Genomic DNA, 17,568 nt, shown 5'->3' with positions numbered 1-17,568 from the left:
GGCTGGAGCCCGGGCCCGTGGGCTTCGTGTCGGCCCGGGCCGGGGCCGCAGGCCCCGTGCCCCCGGCCGACGCGGCGGGGTCCGGGGCGGAGCCCCGGGGAACGGTGGAAGGGCGGGTAGGGGACAGCCCCGCAGGGCCCGCCCGCCCCGGGCCCCGACCGACCCCCCGCCGGAGCGGCGTCTTCCCGGACCGCCTCCCGGCAGGGCATCGCCGAGGGCCGGAGTGGCCCGGCAGCGGCCTGCCGCCCACTCCGGCCCGACGCGGACCACCCCGGAGGGCCCCCGGCGGGGCGTCGCCATGACCCCGCCCCACCACCGGCAAGCCACGCCCCCCCCGCGCAGAACCGGAGCCGCCCGCCCGACCACGTACCCGCCCCACGCCCGCCAGGGACCACGGCCCGCCCCGCCGGCGGCACAGCCGACCGAACCCGTCCCGCCGGCGGCACGTCTGACCGAACCCGTCCCGCCGGCGGCACGTCCGACCGAACCCGCCCCGCCAGGGGCACGTCCGACCGAACCCGCCCCGCCAGGGGCACGGCACGGCGCCCGCACCGACCCAATCCACACCACACCGCCCCCGCCCCGCCCCGCCCCGCAGGGCAACGGCACCCGCCCGCCCAGGGCACCCGCAGGACCACCCAGGAGGGGAACCGTCATGCTCGACCACCTCATCCGCGGAGCGACCGTCGTCGACGGGACCGGCACACCCCCGCGCCCCGCGGACGTCGGCATCCGCGACGGCCGCATCGTCACCGTCGCCGCCCCCGGCACCGTCACCGAGGCGGCCCGTACGAGCGAGGACGCGACCGGGCTGGTCCTGACCCCCGGCTTCATCGACCCCCACACCCACTACGACGCCCAGCTCTTCTGGGACCCGTACGCCACCCCCTCCATGAACCACGGCGTCACCACCGTCGCCGGCGGCAACTGCGGCTTCACCCTGGCCCCCCTCAACCCCGCCCGCCCCGAGGACGCCGACTACACGCGCCGCATGATGAGCAAGGTCGAGGGCATGGCCCTCGCCGCCCTGGAGGAGGGCGTCGACTGGAGCTGGTCCACCTTCGGCGAGTACCTCGACGCCCTCGACGGCCGCATCGCCGTCAACGCCGGGTTCATGGTCGGCCACTGCGCCCTGCGCCGGCACGTCATGGGCGAGGCCGCGGTCGGGGGCCGGCCCACCCCCGAGCAGCTCCGGCAGATGGTCGACCTGCTCCACGAGGCCATGGACGCCGGGGCCTGGGGCCTGTCCACCACCCAGTCCTCCACGCACACCGACGGCGCCGGCGCCCCGGTCGCCTCCCGCCACGCGGAGCCCGCCGAGCTGCTCGCCCTCTCCGCGGCCGTCGCCGACCACGAGGGCACCCAGCTGGAGGCCATCGTCGCCGGCTGCCTCGACCGGTTCTCCGACGCCGAGATCGACCTCTTCGTCCGGATGAGCGTCACCGCCGGCCGGCCCCTGAACTGGAACGTCCTCACCATCGACGCCGCCGTCCCCGAACGCGTCCCGCGCCAGCTGGTCGCCAGCGAGCGCGCCCGCGCGGCCGGCGGCCGGATCGTCGCGCTCACGATGCCGATCCTCACCCCGATGAACATGTCCCTCGGCACCTTCTGTGCCCTCAACCTCATCCCCGGCTGGGGCGAGGTCCTCGCCCTCCCCGTCCCCGAGCGGATCGAGAAGCTCCGCGACCCGGACGTCCGCGCCGTGATGCTGCGCCGCGCCGACAGCAAGGAGGCCGGGGTCTTCCGGCGCCTGGCCGACTTCGGCCGCTACGTCATCGGGGACACGTACAGCAAGGAGAACGAAGGCCTGTCCGGCCGGGTCGTGAACGACATCGCGGCCGAGCGCGGCCAGGACCCCTTCCAGTGCCTGGTCGAGATCTGCGCCAACGACGACCTGCGTACGGTGCTGTGGCCCATGCCCACCGACAACGACCCGGCGAGCTGGGCCCTGCGCGCCGAGACCTGGCAGCACGAGGACGTGATGCTGGGCGGCTCCGACGCGGGTGCGCACCTGGACCGGATGTGCGGGGCCCCCTACACGACCCGGTTCCTCGGCGACTGTCTGCGCGGCCGCAAGCTGGTCCCCCTGGAGCAGGCCGTGAAGATGCTGACCGACGACCCGGCGCAGCTGTTCGGGCTGCGCGAGCGCGGCCGGATCGCCGAGGGCTTCCACGCGGACCTGGTGCTCTTCGACCCGGAGCGGATCGAGGCGGGCCCGGCGACGCTCGTGCACGACCTGCCGGGGGACAGCCCGCGCCTGGACGCCCGAGCCGTCGGGATCGTCTCGGTGCGGGTCAACGGCGTGGAGACCATCCGCGACGACGAGGTGACGGGCGCGATCCCGGGGATCGTGCTCCGTTCGGGCCGGGACACGAGGACGGTGAGCACCCGATGAGCGGTGAAGCGGCGCAGCGGCTCTACATCGGCGGCGCGTGGGTGGAGCCGGACGGCGGCCACTACGAGGTGGTGAACCCGGCGGACGAGTCCGTCGTCGGTCTCGCCCCCGAGGCCTCCCGCGCCCAGGTCGAGGAAGCGGCCCGCGCCGCCGCCGGGGCCTTCGAGGGCTGGTCCCGTACGGCGCCGGAGGAGCGGGCGGCGATCCTGGACCGGGCCGCGGACGTCATGCAGCGGGAGTTCGAACCGTGGTCGGCGCTCGCGCGGGCCGAGACGGGCGCTCCGACGGGGATCGCGCGCGGGATGCAGGTGGGGGTCGGGGTGTCCCGCTTCCGGCGGTACGCGCGCGGCGCGCTGGAGCCGGTGGAGCGCGGGCTGCCGCCGCAGGTGACCGAGGCCGGCCCGATGGGGAGGGCGAGCGTGCTGGGCGCGCTGGAGGTGCGCCAGCCGGTCGGGGTGGTCACGTGCATCACCTCGTACAACAACCCGTGGGCGAACCCGGCGGGCAAGGTGGCCCCGGCCCTGGCCATGGGGAACACGGTGGTGGTCAAGCCGGCCCCGCAGGATCCGCTGTCGGTGTTCAAGATGGCCGAGGCGCTGCACGAGGCGGGGGTGCCGGCCGGGGTGGTGAACGTGGTCTCGGGTGCCTCGGTGGAGGTGGGCGAGGCGGCGGTGGACTCCGCGTACGTGGACATGGTGTCCTTCACGGGCTCCACGGGCGTCGGGCAGCGCATCGCCGAGGCGTGCGGTCGGAGCATGAAGCGGCAGTTGATGGAGCTGGGCGGGAAGGGCGCGGCGGTCGTCCTGGAGGACGCCGACCTCGACGCGGCGGTGCTGGGCATCGGTACGACGTTCTCCTTCTACTCCGGCCAGATCTGCACGGCGCCGACGCGGGTGATCGTCCACCGGTCGGTGTACGCGGAGCTGGTGGAGAAGCTGACGGGCTACCTGGCCTTCATGAAGGTGGGTGATCCGGGGGAGCGGGGCACGGTGGTCGGCCCGGTGATCTCGGGGGCGCACCGGGACCGCGTGGAGTCGTACGTGGAACTGGGGCGGAAGGAGGGGGCGCGGATCGCGTACGGCGGGGGGCGTCCGGTGGTCGGGGACGGCCGCGGTTTCTACGTGGCGCCGACCCTCCTCGTCGACTGCACCAATGACATGCGCGTGGTCCGGGAGGAGATCTTCGGGCCGGTGGTGGTGGTCGTTCCGTTCGACGGGGACGAGGAGGAGGCGGTCCGGCTGGCCAACGACAGCGACTTCGGGCTGCTGAGCTACGTCTGGTCGGGGGACGCGGCCCGCGCTTTCCGCGTGGCGCGGCGGCTGAGGGCGGGCGGGGTCGGGGTGAACACGATCGGCCGGAACATGGAGGCGCCGTTCGGCGGGTTCAAGCGGAGCGGTGTGGGGCGGGACGTGGGATCGTACGCGCTGCACGCGTACAGCGAAATCCAGTCGATCGTATGGGCTTGACCAAAAATTGATCTGGAAAGTTTGAAAAGCCGCGAAACGGACACTGCTGCGGTTTCCGCATGGTGAAAGGTGAGCTCCGGGTCCGCCGAAACGATGACCGGCGGACCCGTGAACCTTTCATTGCGTGATCGTTAACTCTCTCGACCTCAAGATTCCAAGGCATTTTCGGGTCTCCGGATCCGGACTTAAATCTTCCGAATGTGGAAACCGCACCGTCTAACGTCCTGACCCATGACACAGCTGGACGTTCGGCAGAAGGTCGGAGAGACGGTAAGCGGCGTCGCCCGGGGCGTGGGCGAGGGCCAGGGCGAGGGCCAGGGCGAGGGCCAGGGCGAGGGTCAGAGCGAGGTCCGCGGCAAGGGCCTCGGCAAGGGGTCCGTCGGTCTGGTGGGCAGCGCCGTCCTCGGCATCTCCACCGTCGCCCCCGTCTACTGCCTGACCTCCACCCTCGGCTCCACCGCCGGCGAGGTCGGCGTCCAGATGCCGGCCGTCTTCCTGGCCGGGTTCCTCCCGATGCTGCTGGTCGCCTTCGCCTACCGCGAGCTCAACAAGGCCATGCCGGACTGCGGCACCTCCTTCACCTGGACCGTCAAGGCCTTCGGCCCACGGATCGGCTGGATGTGCGGCTGGGGCCTGGTGATCGCCACGATCATCGTGCTCTCCAACCTCGCGGGTGTCGCCACCTCCTACTTCTGGCTGCTGGCCGGCGAGATCACGAACAATCCGTCGATCGCCGGGCTGGACGACAACAAGCTCGTCCACATCACCACCTGCCTGACGCTGATCGCCGTCGCCACCGCCATCAGCTACCGCGGCATGACCGCCACCAAGGGCATCCAGTACACCCTGGTCGGCCTCCAGCTCGCCGTTCTCGCGATCTTCGTCGCGATGGCCTTCCAGAAGGCCTCCGCCGGCACCTTCGACACGGGACTCAGCTTCTCGTGGGAGTGGATGAACCCCTTCGCGGTCGGCTCCATGGCCGCCTTCACCGCCGGGCTCTCCCTCTCGATCTTCATGTACTGGGGCTGGGACACCTGCCTCACCGCGAACGAGGAGACGATCGGGTCCTCCAAGACCCCCGGCCGCGCCTCGCTCATCGCGATGGTCGTCCTCGTCGGCTCCTACCTGGCCACCGGCGTCGCCGCCCAGATGGCCGTCGGCTCCGGCACCTCCGGCCTCGGCCTCGGCAACCCGGAGACCTCCGCCAACGTCTTCGCCGCCCTCGCCGGCCCCGTCATGGGCCCGGTGCTCGGCATCCTGCTCTTCGTCGCCGTCCTCGCCTCGGCCGCCGCCTCCCTCCAGACCACCTTCATCCCGGTGGCCCGCACGGTCCTGGCCATGTCCACGTACGAGGCCCTGCCCGCCTCCTACGCCAAGGTCCACCCGAAGTTCAAGACCCCGGGCCGCGCCACCGTCACGGCGGGCGTCGCCACCGGTGCCTTCTACACGGTCATGACCCTGGTCAKCGAGAACGTCCTCACCGACACGATCTTCGCGCTCGGCCTGATGATCTGCTTCTACTACTCGCTGACGGCCTTCGCCTGCGCCTGGTACTTCCGCGGCGAGCTGCGCGACTCCGTGCGCGACCTGCTCTTCAAGGGGATCCTCCCGGTGATCGGCGGCCTCCTCCTCGCCGCGGTCTTCTTCAAGACCCTCGCCGACGCCTGGAACCCCTCCTACGGCTCCGGCTCGACCATCCCCGGCCTCGGCGTCGGCAGCGTCTTCGTCATCGGCGTCGGCCTCCTCGCCCTCGGCCTGGTCATCATGTTCGTCACCGAGCGCCGTAGCCCCGCCTTCTTCCGCGGCGAGGTCCTCACCAAGTCCACCCCCGCCCTGGTGGTCGAGGACTGACCCCGTCCCGGCGGTGGTGCGCCGGGAGTGCGCGGGGGCGCGGGCCGGCCGGGACGCGCCGGGCCACCGGCGCCGGGGCGACCCGATGCGCGGAACGCCCGGAACGAGCGGTGACCTGGGGTGCGGTGAGGTCGTTGGGCAGTGCATGAAGGCCATGAAGCGCACCCTCACCGCCCTGCTCCTGTCCGGCGGCGCCGCAATCGCACTCGCCCCCGCCGCCGCCCACGCCGCGGACGGCAACGCCACCGCGGTGAAGCCCCTCGCCAAGCGGGTCGGTCAGATCGTCGACCACCCCGGGCAGGCCGTGCAGGACACCAAGACCGCGGTCGGCGTGACCGCCCAGGCGGCCGGAACGGCCTCCAAGGCCACCGACGCCTCCCTCACGGGCGCCGGCAGTGCCCTCTCCACCGGACTGCCCAAGGCCCCCAAGGTCGGCGGCTGACCCCAGCCGGCGCGCCGGCCGCTCGGCCGTCGCCGGCTCAGCGGGTACGCGTGACCAGGACCAGCGGTATCTCGCGGTCCGTGGCCTCGCGGTAGGCCGCGTACGAGGGCATCGCGGCCACCACCACCGGCCACAGCCGCGCCACCTCCCCGGGGTCCGCGCGGCGGGCGAGCGCCGGGAAGGTGTCCGCGCCGACCCGGAGGGTGACCGCCGGGTCGGCGGCGAGGTTCAGGTACCAGGCCGGATGCCGGTCGGCGCCCCCGTTCGACGCCGTCAGGACGTACGCGTCCGAGTCCGGATCCCGTACGTAGGCCAGCGCCGTCCGGCGCAGCACGCCCGAGCGGCGGCCCCGCGTGGTCAGCAGCAGGTCCGAGACCCCGGGCCGCGGGCGCCCGCCGCTCTCCTCGAAACGCCGGATGTGCTCGGCGACCCAGGGCACGGGGCTGTCGGTGGCGGAGGCGGTGGCGGAGGCGGAGATGGCGCCGGCGTTCGCTCGGGTGGCCGGGGTGACCGGGGTGGCCCGAGATGTGGTCGTCATGCGCCCGTCACCCCCGCGTGCACCCCGTGCAGCGTCGGGGCCGACGCCTCGTCGAGCAGGGCGAGGGCGAAGTCCGCGTGCGTGATCCGGCTCGCCGCCTCCGCCGGGCCGAAGGCGTAGGCCCCCGTCTCCGGGCCGTCGCCGAAGTCGCCCGCCGGGCTCAGCACCGCCCAGTCCAGCCCCTCCGGGGCGGCCGCCCGCAGCGCCTCGGTCCCGGCGCCGTGGCCGACGTAGAACTCCCGCCACTCCTGCGGGTACCCGTCGGTGTCCATCAGCAGCGGCCCCGCCGCCGTGGGCAGTACGGAGGCCAGCCCGACCGCCACCAGCCGCCGCACCCCCGCCCGCGGCAGCCCCGCCGCCAGGGCCCGCGCGAGGGCCGGGAAGAACTCCCCGGGCGCCGCCCGGTCGTCGTACACCGCGACCACCGCCGCGTCGTGCCCCGCCGCCAGCCGGGCCACCTCCGCCGCCGAGGTCACCTCCCCCTCGGTCCGCCCCACCGCCGTCACTTCGACCCCGCGCGCCCGCGCCGCGGCGACGACCGCCCGGCCGACCCGGCCGGTGCCGCCGAACACGATGACCCTGGACTGCTTCTCGCTCTTCGTCATGGGGGCGAGCGTAGGGAAGGGGCTGGTTACCGATCGGATACCGGCCTACCGTGGTGATCATGACGCAGCCGCCCCTCGGCCCCGAGATGTTCGACCCCGTCTGCCCCTCGCCGCTGGTCCCGTTCCGGATCGGCGACAAGTGGGCCACCCTGGTCCTGCGCTGCCTGGAGGGAGGCCCGCGCCGCTTCTCGGAGCTCAAGGTCCCGCTGCGCGGCATCACCTCCAAGTCCCTGACCCAGTCCCTGCGCGGGCTGGAGCGCGACGGCTTCGTCGCCCGCGAGGAGCCCGGCCGCTACGCCCTCACCCCCCTCGGCCGGGGCCTGCTCGGGCCGCTCGATGCCGCCTGCGAGTGGACGCGGGACCACTGGGACGAACTGCTCGACGCCCAGGAGGCCGGACTGGCGGGGGCTCAGCCCCAGGTGCGGGAGCAGAGCACGAGCCGGTAGCCGTCCGGGTCGGCGATCGTGACCCCGTACTCGTCCCAGTACGGGTTGTGCGAAGGGACCCGGGTCCCGCCGTGGTCGACGAGCCGGCTGACGAGGTCCTCGTCGGGGGCCTCACCGAGGTAGACGACGAACAGGTCGTCGACGGTGGGGGTGGGCGCGAGCGGGTTCTCGGGGTCCCGGGTCAGCTCGAAGTGCCATCCACCGCCGGCGGGCCCGACCATGATGAGGTCGTGCTCCCCGGGAACGTGACCGGCCGTCCGCCACAGGACGTCCAGCCCGAGACCCTGGACGTAGAACCGCTCGGCGGCCTCCAGATCGAGGGAGGGCCGGGCGACGCGGACGTGGGTGAGTGAATCGATCATGCGTGGAGGGTACGGCGCCGGACGCGACGGCGGGCCCGCCCGCCCCGTGATGTGTCAGATGCCGGACCGTACGGCGGTGTGGGGCAGGTCACAGTGTCCGGAGCGATGATTCCCGGGAAACCCGGCAGTCTCTCCTTCTGTAGGCCCGGCCGAGGCAGTTGAGGCAATTGGGTTACCCGAGGTGCCTGAGGTGCCGAGGTAGCTGAGGTAGCCGAGGTGCCCGAGAAAAGGAACGAGTCCCATGCGCATCGTCATCAGCGAGTTCATCAGCCTCGACGGCGTCGTCCAGGCCCCGGGCGGGCCGGAGGAGGACACCGACGGGGGCTTCGCCCACGGCGGCTGGTCGCAGCCCTTCTTCGACCCGGAGGTCGTCGGCGGCGCCTTCGCCGACGCCACCGCCAAGGCCGAAGCCCTCCTCTTCGGGCGCCGCACCTGGCAGACGATGGCGGCCGCCTGGCCCGGCCGGACGGGGGACCCCTTCGCGGACCAGATGAACTCCATCCCCAAGCACGTCGTCTCCGCGACCCTCACGGACGCCGACCTGACCTGGAACAACACCACCCTCATCCCCGGCGCCGAGGCCCTCGCCCGCCTCCGAGAACTGCACGCGGCCGACGGCGGCGACCTGCTGGTGATGGGCAGCCCGACTCTGGCGCGCACCCTCATCGCCGAGGGCCTGGTCGACGAACTCCGCCTGATCGTCATGCCGGTCCTCCTCGGCGGCGGCAAGTCGATCTTCCCGGCGGACGGCGGCCGCCGAACCCTGGAACTCGTCTCGACGGCAACGAGCCCGGCGGGCGTGAACGTGTGCACGTACAGGCCGGCGGGGGGCTGAGGGGGCGGGGTGGCGGGGCCGGGCGGGGTCGGGGACTGGCGGGACGCCCCCAGCCCACCCCTGATCCGGATCAAGGGTGCACCGCCCACCCGCGACCCCGCCCAGCCCTCAGGTCCCGCTCCACCTGAAAAGCAGGTGCGGGCAGGTGGGGTGCGGCCTAGCGTGGCGTCGATGAGCAGCGACTATCCATTCGCCGACGGCTACAACCTCGTCTGGGATCTGATCGGCTTCCGTGATGCGGACGAGGAGATAGTCGAGTCCGTTTCCCTCTCGCGGGACCAGTTCCTGGCGATCAGGCACCTCTTCGTGCTGGGCGACGATCCCTGGATGGTGGCGGGCGAGTACCGCGTGGCGCCCGGGATATGGGGGCACGTGCGCAGCGCCGCTCCGGGCGTTCAATTCCAGCGTGACGCTGACTACTTCCTCGGCGCCCGTCAGGCCCTGCCTGACGGGCGCTTCTGGCGTCCGGCCCCGGGCGCGGCGGCGCCGGGGCCCGTGCCACCCCCGTGAACTACCGTCACGACGATGACGGACATCGTGGGCGTGATCGAACGGCTGTGGCGGTACCCGATCAAGTCGACCGGCGGCGAGCGGCTGCGCGGCGCGGAGGTCGACGGGCGCGGGCTGGTCGGTGACCGGCTCTACGCGGTGCGCGACGGTGAGGGCAGGTTCGGGTCGGGCAAGAACACGCGGCGCTTCCGACGCATGGACGGTCTGCTGCACCTGAGCTCCCGCTACCCGGAGGGGAGCGGGCGGCCGGAGCTGATCGACCCTCAGGGCCGGCCCGTGGCCGACCCCACGGCGTACCTGCGCACCTACCTCGGCCGTGACGACGTCGAGCTGGCCCGCGAGGGCGGGATCTCGCACTTCGACCAGCTGCCGCTGAGCGTCCTCACCACCGCCACCCTCGACTGGATCCGCGCGGAGATACCCGGCGTCCCGGTGGACGAACGCCGCTTCCGGCCGAACGTGCTGCTGCGCACCCCGCCCGGCACCCCGCCCTTCGTGGAGGACGAGTGGGCCGGACGCACGGCGCATGCGGGGGACGGCCTGTGCGTGGAGTTCGTGCGCTCCAGCGAGCGGTGCGTGATGACGAACCAGGCCCAGCGGGACCTCCCGCACTCCCCACTGGTCCTGAAGACCATCGCCCGGGCCCACGACAACCGGCTCGACATGCTCGCGGGCATCCTGACCCCGGGCACCGTACGGGTCGGCGATCCGCTGGTCCTGGAGTGACCCCGCCCGTCACGCCGGCGAATGCCGTACAGGTACGGGCCTAGGTTCCGTCCGCCCGGACCCAGACGCTCACCACGTGGGTCGTCGGGTGCGTCACGCGGCCGCACAGCATGTCCAGCCGGACGTCCTCCGGGCGCAGGTCGCCGCCGCGCAGCAGCTCGCGGACGTACGCCGTGAACTCCGCCTGGTCCTGGGTCGCGAAGCGGCGTTCCCAGCGGCCGTCCTGCCGGGCCACCGCCCACGCCTCGGACTCCCTGCGCCGCTGCGCCTTCCGCTTGCGCCGGCCCGGCACCCCGGCCGCCCTTTCGGCTACTTCTTGGTCGGGAGGGCCGGGAGGGAGGGGAGCTTGCCCGGCTCGCTGCGCTGGAAGGTGTCCGTGCCGGCCGGGCCCTCCCAGGTGACCTTCAGGGTGGTGGCGTCGACCGAGTCGACCTTGCCCTTCGAGCGGGTGGCGCCCGTCGGGCACTTCAGGTCGAGGGCCGAGCCGTTGCTGGTGCCCTCGCAGGTCAGGCCGGTGGCGGCCTCGACGACGAACGCCGTCTGGCCCTTGACGGTGAGCACCACGCCCTTGGCCGGGTTCTGCATGGAGATCCAGCCTCCCTCCAGGGTGCCGGCCTTCGCCGCGCCGCCCGCGCCGCCCGCGCCGCCCGCCGAGGGGGTGGTGGCGGCGGCCGGGGCGGATGCGGCGGCGGAGGGCTGCTTGTCCGCGGCCTTGCCGCTGCCGCTGTCGCTGCCGCAGGCGGTCAGGGTCAGGGCGGCGGTGGCACCGACGGCGGCGATGGCGGTGAAGCGCAGGTAGCTGTGCACGGGAAGTCCCCCAGGAAAAGCGAGTTGATCGACGGAACGCGCCAAAGTACCAGTCGGGCCGACGGGTAGAGGCACCCTCGGACACGCGGTGGAACCCGCCCGCGGTTCCGCGTCACCGCCTCAGAGGTACTGCGCGAACTCGTCCAGCGTGCGCAGCACCTCCGGCTCCGGGGCCGAGGGGAGCTGCAGGACGACCTCCTCCAGGCCGAGTTCGGCGTAGTGGCCGAGCTTGCCCGGGGTGGGCCGGACGGCGTACGGGACGACCTGGAGGGTCTTCGGATCGCGTCCGGCGGCCTCCCAGGCCCGCCGCAGGACCGGCACGGATTCGGTGAGGCCGCGGCCGCCGATGGGGAGCCAGCCGTCGGCGTGGTCGGCGATGGCGGCGAAGAGCTTGGGGCCGGCCGAGCCGCCGATCAGGGTGCGGGGTCCGTGCAGGGGGCGGCCGGCGCCGAGTTCGCGYGGGGGCGTCGCCGGCTTGGGGTGGGCGGAGCTGGCCTGGACGGAGCCGTACGGGCCCTCGTACGCGGTGGGCAGCGGGGACCACAGGGCGCGCATCAGGGCCATGTGGTGGCGTACCCGGTCGCGCCGGGTGTGCCACTCGACGCCGTGGTCGGCGGCCTCCTCGACGTTCCAGCCGTAGCCGATGCCGAGGGTGACGCGGCCGCCGCTGAGGTGGTCGAGGGTCGCGGCCTGCTTCGCGAGGCCGATCGGGTCGTGCTGGGCCACGAGGGTGATGCCGGTGCCGAGGTGGAGGCGTTCGGTGACGGCGGCGGCCTGCCCGAGGGCGACGAAGGGGTCGAGGGTGCGGCCGTACTCCTCGGGGAGCTCGCCGCCCATGGGGGCGCCGGTGGCGCGGCTGACGGGGATGTGGGTGTGCTCGGGAAGGTAGAGGCCGGAGAACCCGCGCTCCTCCAGGGCGCGGGCGAGCCGGACGGGGGTGATGGTGCGGTCGGTGAGGAAGACGGTCGTGGCGATCCGCATGGGCGAGGGCACCTCCGGGTCGTGGGGAGGGCCAAGGTACGGCGTTCCGCGTCAGGAGGGCAGGGTGCGCCGCGCCCCCGCGGGGAGCGGCGGACCGGGCTCGCGGCCGTGCGGCGCCCGACCCGGACCACGCCGTTGACCGGGGCCGGGACCGGTCCGGGTTCAGGCCGTCGGGACCGGGTAGCGGGCGAGCCACGCCGGGGCGGAGACCGAGGGGCCGTGCAGGGCGGGGCCCTGGGTCATCTCCAGGGCGAAGTCGTCGGCGAGTTCCAGCAGTGTGGCCCGGCCCTCCAGTGCGGCCAGCCAGGCCGCCGGGAGGGCCGTCTCGCCGTGCAGGGCGCCGAGGAGGGCCCCGCACAGGGCGCCGACGGCGGCGGAGTCGCCGCCGTGGTTCACGGCGAGGCGCAGCCCGTGCGGGACGTCCTCCGCGACCAGCGCGCAGTAGACGGCGACGGCGAGGGCGTCCTCGGCGCCGGGGCCCCCGTGTCCGCCGTCGGGGATGAGGGCCTCGACGGCGGCGGGGCCGGGCGTGCCCCGGGTGACGGCGGCGACCGACCGCCGGAGGGCGTCGGTGACGGGCTGGTGGCCGGGGAGGGCGGCGAGCAGGGCGAGGGCGCGCCGGAGGGCGGTGTCCAGGGACTCGCCCCGGGTCAGGCCGTGGACGATCACGGCGAAGGCCCCTGCCGAGAGGTACGCGGTGGGGTGGCCGTGGCTCTGGACGGCGCATTCGACGGCCAGTTGCAGCACCAGGGCGGATTCCCAGCCGACCAGCAGCCCGAAGGGGGCCGAGCGGACGGTGGCGGCGGCGTCCCGTGCGGTGGGGTTCTTCGGCGTGTCCAGGGTGGCGAGGGTGTCGTCGGCGAAGCCGGTCAGGCAGGCCCGCTCGGGGGCGCGCCGGGCGTAGAGCCATTCCTCGTTGGCGAGCCAGCCGTTGTCCTCGCGGCGCTCGTCGGGGCCCCAGTCGTGCTGGGTCGCGGCCCAGCGGCGGTAGGCGCGGTGGACGTCGGTCGGCGGGTGCCAGGCGCCGGTGTCCCGGCGGACGTGGGCGCGGATCAGGCCGTCCACGGTGAACAGGGTCAGCTGGGTGGCGGCGGTGACGGCGCTGCGGCGGCCGTGGGTGGGGGCCGGGGCGGTGAGGCCCGCCGGGCCGTGGGCCTCGTGGACGGCGTGGAGGGAGAGTCCGGCGAGCGGTGCGCCGAGGGCGTCGCCGAGGGCGGAGCCGAGGAGGGTGCCGCGTACCCGGCTGCGGAAGTTCTGTTGCTCGGCACGGCCCCACAGCGCCGTGCCGAGACCGCCGGCCGTGGCCCCGGCGGCGGGGCCGGAGGGGTTCCTGGCCGCGGGTCCGGCCGCGGAGGCCGGTGGGGTCAGGGAGGCTGCTGGGGTCACGGGAGCGGGAGCCGGTGCAGCCACGGCAGCCGCGGGAGCCGGTGCTGCCACGGCAGCCGCGGGAGCCGGTGCTGCCACGGCAGCCGCGGGAGCCGGTGCAGCCACGGCAGCCACGGCAGCCGGTGCTGCCACGGCAGCCAGTGCAGCCGCGGAAGCCGCGGAAGCCGGTGGAGCCGCGGGAGCCGGTGGAGTCCGGTCGTCGGGTGCGTGCGTGGGCTCGGGCGTGGCCGTCGTGCCCGCTGTGATCGTCGTGTCCATGTCGTTTCCCCCCAGGCTCCCGGGCACTGTAGTGGACGGGTCCGGCCGAATCCGGAAGGCCTTCGGCACCTCGCCGCCAAGTGGGCGGAGAACGGCCGAATCGCGAACGGTTCCAGCCGCCACTCTGGCGAATGGCACGTTTTGCCACTTGCCTTCCAGTCGGCCGGTTCCGGCCATGCCTCGTTCACGCTGCGTTCTCCGCCCGCCCAGAGCCTCGTAGCCATGAAGAAGGCACTCCCGAAGGCACTCCTCGCCGCGACCGTCGTCGCCTCCGCACTCACCGCCTCACTGGTCGCGGCCCCCGCCGCCACCGCCGCCGGCTGGGAGCTCCCCTGGAACAACGGCCACCAGGGCCGCTCCGGCATCCCCTTCACCGAAGCCACGGTCACCGCCGGAGCCGACGGCTCGTACACCCTCGCGTGGAGCGCCAAGGGCACCCGGCGCGTCGAGATCGAGGCCAACGGCAAGGTCGTCGCCAAGGGCGGTGCCCAGGGCCGCGCCGTGGTCAAGGGCCTGCCCGCCGCCGACCGCCAGTGGTTCGAGTTCCAGCCGGAGCGCGGCGAGGGCCTGCGCCTGGCCGACCGGCTGATCAAGCTGGAGGGCACGGTCAACTTCCGCGACGCGGGCGGCTACCGCACCGCGAGCGGCCAGTGGGTCAAGATGGGCGAGATCTACCGCTCCGACGCCCTGAACAAGCTCACCGCGAACGACCTGGCCAAGCTCCAGCGGCTGCGCGTCAAGACGGTCTTCGACCTGCGCATGCAGGACGAGCGCACCAAGGACGCCGACAAGGTCCCGGCGGGCGCCACCTACGTCGTCGCCGACGTCTTCGCCGGCTCCGGCTCCTTCCAGACCCTGCCGAAGACCCCCGACGAGGCCGTCAAGGCCATGGTCGCCGCCGAGAAGGCCATGGTCAGCGGCGACGGCGGCAAGAAGGCCCACGCGCAGGTCTTCGAAGGGATCGAGAAGGACCGCAGCCGCTCCGTCCTCTTCCACTGCACCGCCGGCAAGGACCGCACGGGCTGGGCGAACGCCACCCTGCTGACCGCCCTCGGCGTCCCGCAGGAGACGGTCATGGCCGACTACCTGGCCAGCAACGACTACCGCAAGGCCGCCAACGACGCCGTCCTCTCGCACCTGCCCGCCCCGCAGGCCGCCGTCTACAAGCCGATGCTCGACGTGCGCCCCGAGTACCTCAACTCCGGCTACGACGAGGTCAAGGCCGCGTACGGCTCCTTCGACCGCTACCTCAAGGACGGCCTCGGCATCGACGCCCGCGAGCTGAAGCAGCTCAAGAAGGACCTCCTCGTCGGCTGATCCCCGCCGCCACGGAACACGGGCCCGGCCGGACGCCACACCGGCCGGGCTCCCGCGTTCCCGCTCAGTCCAGTACCGGCAGCAGCTCCGGCAGGTGGCCGTCCGAAGCGCGCGCCGCCTCCTGCCGGTCCCGCGGGACCTCCCCGTACAGCGTGGTACGGGCCTTCGCGGGCCGGCCCGCCGCCTCCGCGACCGCGATCAGGTCCCGGACGGACTTGTACGAGCCGTAACCCGACCCCGCCATCCGGGAGATCGTCTCCTCCATCAGCGTCCCGCCCAGGTCGTTCGCCCCGGAGCGGAGCATCTCGGCCGCGCCCTCCGCCCCCAGCTTCACCCAGCTGGTCTGGATGTTGGTGATGTGCGGGTGCAGCAGCAGCCGGGCCATCGCCGTGACCGCCCGGTTGTCCCGGGCCGTCGGGCCGGGCCGGGCGATGCCCGCCAGGTACACCGGGGCGTTGGTGTGGATGAAGGGGAGCGTCACGAACTCCGTGAAGCCGCCGGTCCGCTCCTGGATCCGGGCCAGGGTGCGCAGGTGCCCCAGCCAGTGCCGGGGCTGGTCCACGTGCCCGTACATCATGGTCGACGAGGAACGGATGCCGAGCTCGTGCGCGGTGGTGACGACCTCGATCCAGTCAGCCGTCGGCAGCTTTCCCTTGGTCAGGACCCAGCGGACCTCGTCGTCCAGGATCTCGGCCGCCGTGCCCGGGATCGAGTCCAGCCCGGCCTCTTTGGCGGCCGTGAGCCAGTCCCGTACGGACATCCCCGTCCGGGTGGCGCCGTTGACGACCTCCATCGGGGAGAAGGCGTGCACGTGCATGCCGGGGACCCGCTCCTTCACCGCGCGCGCGATGTCGAAGTAGGCGGTCCCGGGCAGGTCGGGGTGGATGCCGCCCTGCATGCACACCTCGACGGCGCCCACGTCCCAGGCCTGGGCGGCCCGGTCGGCGACCTGGTCCAGGGAGAGGGTGTAGGCGTCGGCGTCCGTACGGCGCTGCGCGAAGGCGCAGAAGCGGCAGCCGGTGTAGCAGACGTTGGTGAAGTTGATGTTCCGCGTGACGATGTAGGTGACCTCGTCGCCCACCACCGCGGCGCGCAGCTCGTCCGCGATCCGGCACAGCGCGTCCAGCGCCGGGCCGTCCGCGTGCAGCAGGGCGAGGGCCTGCGCGTCGGTGAGCCGCGTCGGGTCGTCGGCGGCCTGCGCCAGGGCCGCCCGTACGTCGGTGTCGATGCGCTCGGGGACCATGCCGGGGGCCGCGGCCTCGCGCAGGGCCTCCCAGTCGCCGTAGACGTGGTCGAAGTCCTCGCGGCGGTCCCCGGTACGGCCCTCGGTGTCGATGGCGGTGTGCAGGTCGGTGCGCCCGTACGCGGCGAACCCCTCGTCGGGCTCCTGCCACGGCCGGCCCTCCACCGTCGCCGCCGCGTCGGCCAGACCCGTCTGCGGGTCGGCCAGCGCGCGCACGTGCGGCAGCAGCCGGGGGTCCAGCCACGGCTCGCCGCGTCCGAGGAACTCCGGGTAGATCGTGAGCCGTTCGCGGAGCTCGAAGCCGGCGGCGGCGGTGCGCTCCGCGAGCTCCTCGATGTGCGGCCAGGGCCGCTCCGGGTTGACGTGGTCCGGGGTCAGCGGGGAGACCCCGCCCCAGTCGTCGATCCCGGCGCCGATCAGCAGGGCGTACTCGGCGTCCACCAGGTTCGGCGGGGCCTGGATGCGGGCGCTCGGGCCCAGGATGTGCCGGGCCACGGCGATGGCGGCGGCCAGCTCCTCCAGCTCGGCGTCCGGCATGCCGCGCATGGCCGTGTCCGGCTTGGCGCGGAAGTTCTGGACGATGACTTCCTGGATGCCGTGGTAGCTGCGCTGGATCCGGCGCAGCTCGAAGAAGGCCTCGGCGCGCTCCTCGTAGGACTCGCCGATGCCGATGAGCACCCCGGTGGTGAAGGGCACGTTGGAGCGGCCCGCGTCCTCCAGGACCCGCAGCCGCACGGCGGGCTCCTTGTCGGGGGAGCCGTGGTGCGGGCCGCCGGGCTCGGACCACAGGCGGGTGGCGGTCGTCTCCAGCATCATGCCCATGGACGGGGCGACGGGCTTGAGGCGCTGGAGATCCGCCCACGACAGCACGCCCGGGTTGAGGTGGGGCAGCAGGCCCGTCTCCTCCAGTACCCGGATCGCCATGGCCCGTACGTAGGCGAGGGTGTCGTCGTAGCCGTGCGCGTCCAGCCACTCGCGGGCCTCGGGCCAGCGCTCCTCGGGGCGGTCGCCGAGGGTGAACAGGGCTTCCTTGCAGCCCATCGCCGCGCCCTGGCGGGCGATGTCGAGGACCTCGTCGGGGGAGAGGTACATGCCGTGCCCGGCCTTGCGGAGCTTGCCGGGCACCGTCACGAAGGTGCAGTAGTGGCACTTGTCGCGGCACAGGCGGGTGAGGGGGATGAAGACCTTGCGCGAGTACGTGATGACGCCGGGGCGCCCGGCGGCGGCGAGCCCGGAGTCCCGGACGCGGGCGGCGGAGGCGGCGAGGTCCTTGAGGGCCTCGCCGCGCGCCCGTAGGAGTACGGCGGCCTCGGTCGCGTCCAGCGCGACGCCGTCGCGGGCCCGCCGGAGCGCGCGGCGCATGGCGTTGTCGGTGGGAGCGTCGCTCGGAGTGGTCATAC

The 17,568-nt window shown here is 73.7% G+C and carries 17 protein-coding genes; 9 read left to right on the top strand and 8 right to left on the bottom strand.

Going from position 1 to position 17,568, the window contains the following annotated elements:
- Positions 1 to 655 precede the first annotated feature (655 nt).
- From AB4039_RS21475 to AB4039_RS21460, 4 genes are all read left to right on the top strand, one after another.
- Positions 656 to 2,395, top strand: a complete 1,740-nt coding sequence (locus AB4039_RS21475; protein WP_266840974.1) for a D-aminoacylase — start codon at positions 656 to 658, stop codon at positions 2,393 to 2,395.
- On the top strand, positions 2,392 to 3,861 hold the full coding sequence (locus AB4039_RS21470; RefSeq protein ID WP_442271504.1) for an aldehyde dehydrogenase family protein: 1,470 nt from the start codon (positions 2,392 to 2,394) through the stop codon (positions 3,859 to 3,861). The genes AB4039_RS21475 and AB4039_RS21470 overlap by 4 nt, the downstream gene beginning before the upstream one ends.
- Positions 3,862 to 4,092: 231 nt before the next feature.
- The gene (locus AB4039_RS21465) at positions 4,093 to 5,712 is read left to right on the top strand and encodes an APC family permease (RefSeq protein WP_442271503.1); all 1,620 of its coding nucleotides are present in this window, start codon (positions 4,093 to 4,095) and stop codon (positions 5,710 to 5,712) included.
- 145 nt (positions 5,713 to 5,857) lie between these two features.
- On the top strand, positions 5,858 to 6,154 hold the full coding sequence (locus AB4039_RS21460; protein ID WP_266840977.1) for a hypothetical protein: 297 nt from the start codon (positions 5,858 to 5,860) through the stop codon (positions 6,152 to 6,154).
- Positions 6,155 to 6,191: 37 nt separating this feature from the next.
- Here AB4039_RS21460 and AB4039_RS21455 read toward each other — a convergent pair whose 3' ends face one another.
- Positions 6,192 to 6,692 (bottom strand): nitroreductase family deazaflavin-dependent oxidoreductase, encoded by a 501-nt coding sequence (locus AB4039_RS21455; protein WP_442271502.1) that lies wholly within the window; start codon positions 6,690 to 6,692, stop codon positions 6,192 to 6,194.
- Positions 6,689 to 7,297 carry an NAD(P)H-binding protein gene (locus AB4039_RS21450; RefSeq protein ID WP_266840979.1) on the bottom strand — a complete coding sequence of 203 codons (609 nt, stop codon included), beginning with the start codon at positions 7,295 to 7,297 and terminating at the stop codon, positions 6,689 to 6,691. Before AB4039_RS21450 ends, AB4039_RS21455 begins: the two co-directional genes overlap by 4 nt.
- A 59-nt stretch (positions 7,298 to 7,356) precedes the next feature.
- Between AB4039_RS21450 and AB4039_RS21445 the strand changes: the two genes are divergently transcribed.
- Complete coding sequence (locus AB4039_RS21445; protein WP_442271501.1) at positions 7,357 to 7,743, top strand: winged helix-turn-helix transcriptional regulator; 387 nt, start codon at positions 7,357 to 7,359, stop codon at positions 7,741 to 7,743.
- Here the strand turns inward: AB4039_RS21445 and AB4039_RS21440 are convergent.
- Positions 7,707 to 8,105, bottom strand: a complete 399-nt coding sequence (locus AB4039_RS21440) for a VOC family protein (protein WP_266840981.1) — start codon at positions 8,103 to 8,105, stop codon at positions 7,707 to 7,709. The genes AB4039_RS21445 and AB4039_RS21440 overlap by 37 nt on opposite strands.
- Before the next feature lie 241 nt (positions 8,106 to 8,346).
- On the opposite strand from AB4039_RS21440, the gene AB4039_RS21435 reads away from it, so the two are divergent.
- From AB4039_RS21435 to AB4039_RS21425, 3 genes are all read left to right on the top strand, one after another.
- On the top strand, positions 8,347 to 8,940 hold the full coding sequence (locus AB4039_RS21435) for a dihydrofolate reductase family protein (RefSeq protein ID WP_266840982.1): 594 nt from the start codon (positions 8,347 to 8,349) through the stop codon (positions 8,938 to 8,940).
- Positions 8,941 to 9,111: 171 nt separating this feature from the next.
- Positions 9,112 to 9,450: a hypothetical protein gene (locus AB4039_RS21430; RefSeq protein WP_266840983.1), complete on the top strand. Its 339-nt coding sequence runs from the start codon at positions 9,112 to 9,114 to the stop codon at positions 9,448 to 9,450.
- A gap of 15 nt (positions 9,451 to 9,465) precedes the next feature.
- Positions 9,466 to 10,176, top strand: a complete 711-nt coding sequence (locus AB4039_RS21425; protein ID WP_442271500.1) for an MOSC domain-containing protein — start codon at positions 9,466 to 9,468, stop codon at positions 10,174 to 10,176.
- Between the two features lie 40 nt (positions 10,177 to 10,216).
- Here AB4039_RS21425 and AB4039_RS21420 read toward each other — a convergent pair whose 3' ends face one another.
- From AB4039_RS21420 to AB4039_RS21405, 4 genes are all read right to left on the bottom strand, one after another.
- The gene (locus tag AB4039_RS21420) at positions 10,217 to 10,468 is read right to left on the bottom strand and encodes a hypothetical protein (RefSeq protein WP_442271499.1); all 252 of its coding nucleotides are present in this window, start codon (positions 10,466 to 10,468) and stop codon (positions 10,217 to 10,219) included.
- Between the two features lie 17 nt (positions 10,469 to 10,485).
- Entirely contained in the window at positions 10,486 to 10,983 is a 498-nt protein-coding gene (locus tag AB4039_RS21415; protein ID WP_266840987.1) for a hypothetical protein, read from the bottom strand.
- A gap of 120 nt (positions 10,984 to 11,103) precedes the next feature.
- Complete coding sequence (locus AB4039_RS21410; protein WP_442271498.1) at positions 11,104 to 11,964, bottom strand: TIGR03619 family F420-dependent LLM class oxidoreductase; 861 nt, start codon at positions 11,962 to 11,964, stop codon at positions 11,104 to 11,106.
- 162 nt (positions 11,965 to 12,126) lie between these two features.
- Positions 12,127 to 13,242 (bottom strand): ADP-ribosylglycohydrolase family protein, encoded by a 1,116-nt coding sequence (locus AB4039_RS21405; RefSeq protein ID WP_442271506.1) that lies wholly within the window; start codon positions 13,240 to 13,242, stop codon positions 12,127 to 12,129.
- 588 nt (positions 13,243 to 13,830) lie between these two features.
- On the opposite strand from AB4039_RS21405, the gene AB4039_RS21400 reads away from it, so the two are divergent.
- Positions 13,831 to 14,925, top strand: a complete 1,095-nt coding sequence (locus tag AB4039_RS21400; RefSeq protein WP_442271497.1) for a tyrosine-protein phosphatase — start codon at positions 13,831 to 13,833, stop codon at positions 14,923 to 14,925.
- Between the two features lie 64 nt (positions 14,926 to 14,989).
- On the opposite strand, the gene AB4039_RS21395 is transcribed toward AB4039_RS21400, so the two are convergent.
- Positions 14,990 to 17,566, bottom strand: a complete 2,577-nt coding sequence (locus AB4039_RS21395) for a bifunctional FO biosynthesis protein CofGH (RefSeq protein WP_442271496.1) — start codon at positions 17,564 to 17,566, stop codon at positions 14,990 to 14,992.
- Positions 17,567 to 17,568: the final 2 nt, after the last annotated feature.

It is taken from the genome of Streptomyces sp. M-16, from assembly GCF_052114405.1.
In the GTDB taxonomy this organism is placed as follows: Bacteria; Actinomycetota; Actinomycetes; order Streptomycetales; family Streptomycetaceae; genus Streptomyces.
This window is presented reverse-complemented; position numbering and strand designations above follow the sequence as displayed.

Coding starts and splice junctions, on each gene's coding strand:
- AB4039_RS21450 (WP_266840979.1), bottom strand. CDS start 7,297: ATGACGAAGAGCGAGAAGCAGTCCAGGGTCATCGTGTTCGGCGGCACC.
- AB4039_RS21395 (WP_442271496.1), bottom strand. CDS start 17,566: ATGACCACTCCGAGCGACGCTCCCACCGACAACGCCATGCGCCGCGCG.
- AB4039_RS21440 (WP_266840981.1), bottom strand. CDS start 8,105: ATGATCGATTCACTCACCCACGTCCGCGTCGCCCGGCCCTCCCTCGAT.
- AB4039_RS21425 (WP_442271500.1), top strand. CDS start 9,466: ATGACGGACATCGTGGGCGTGATCGAACGGCTGTGGCGGTACCCGATC.
- AB4039_RS21475 (WP_266840974.1), top strand. CDS start 656: ATGCTCGACCACCTCATCCGCGGAGCGACCGTCGTCGACGGGACCGGC.
- AB4039_RS21455 (WP_442271502.1), bottom strand. CDS start 6,692: ATGACGACCACATCTCGGGCCACCCCGGTCACCCCGGCCACCCGAGCG.
- AB4039_RS21470 (WP_442271504.1), top strand. CDS start 2,392: ATGAGCGGTGAAGCGGCGCAGCGGCTCTACATCGGCGGCGCGTGGGTG.
- AB4039_RS21430 (WP_266840983.1), top strand. CDS start 9,112: ATGAGCAGCGACTATCCATTCGCCGACGGCTACAACCTCGTCTGGGAT.
- AB4039_RS21400 (WP_442271497.1), top strand. CDS start 13,831: ATGAAGAAGGCACTCCCGAAGGCACTCCTCGCCGCGACCGTCGTCGCC.
- AB4039_RS21435 (WP_266840982.1), top strand. CDS start 8,347: ATGCGCATCGTCATCAGCGAGTTCATCAGCCTCGACGGCGTCGTCCAG.
- AB4039_RS21460 (WP_266840977.1), top strand. CDS start 5,858: ATGAAGGCCATGAAGCGCACCCTCACCGCCCTGCTCCTGTCCGGCGGC.
- AB4039_RS21445 (WP_442271501.1), top strand. CDS start 7,357: ATGACGCAGCCGCCCCTCGGCCCCGAGATGTTCGACCCCGTCTGCCCC.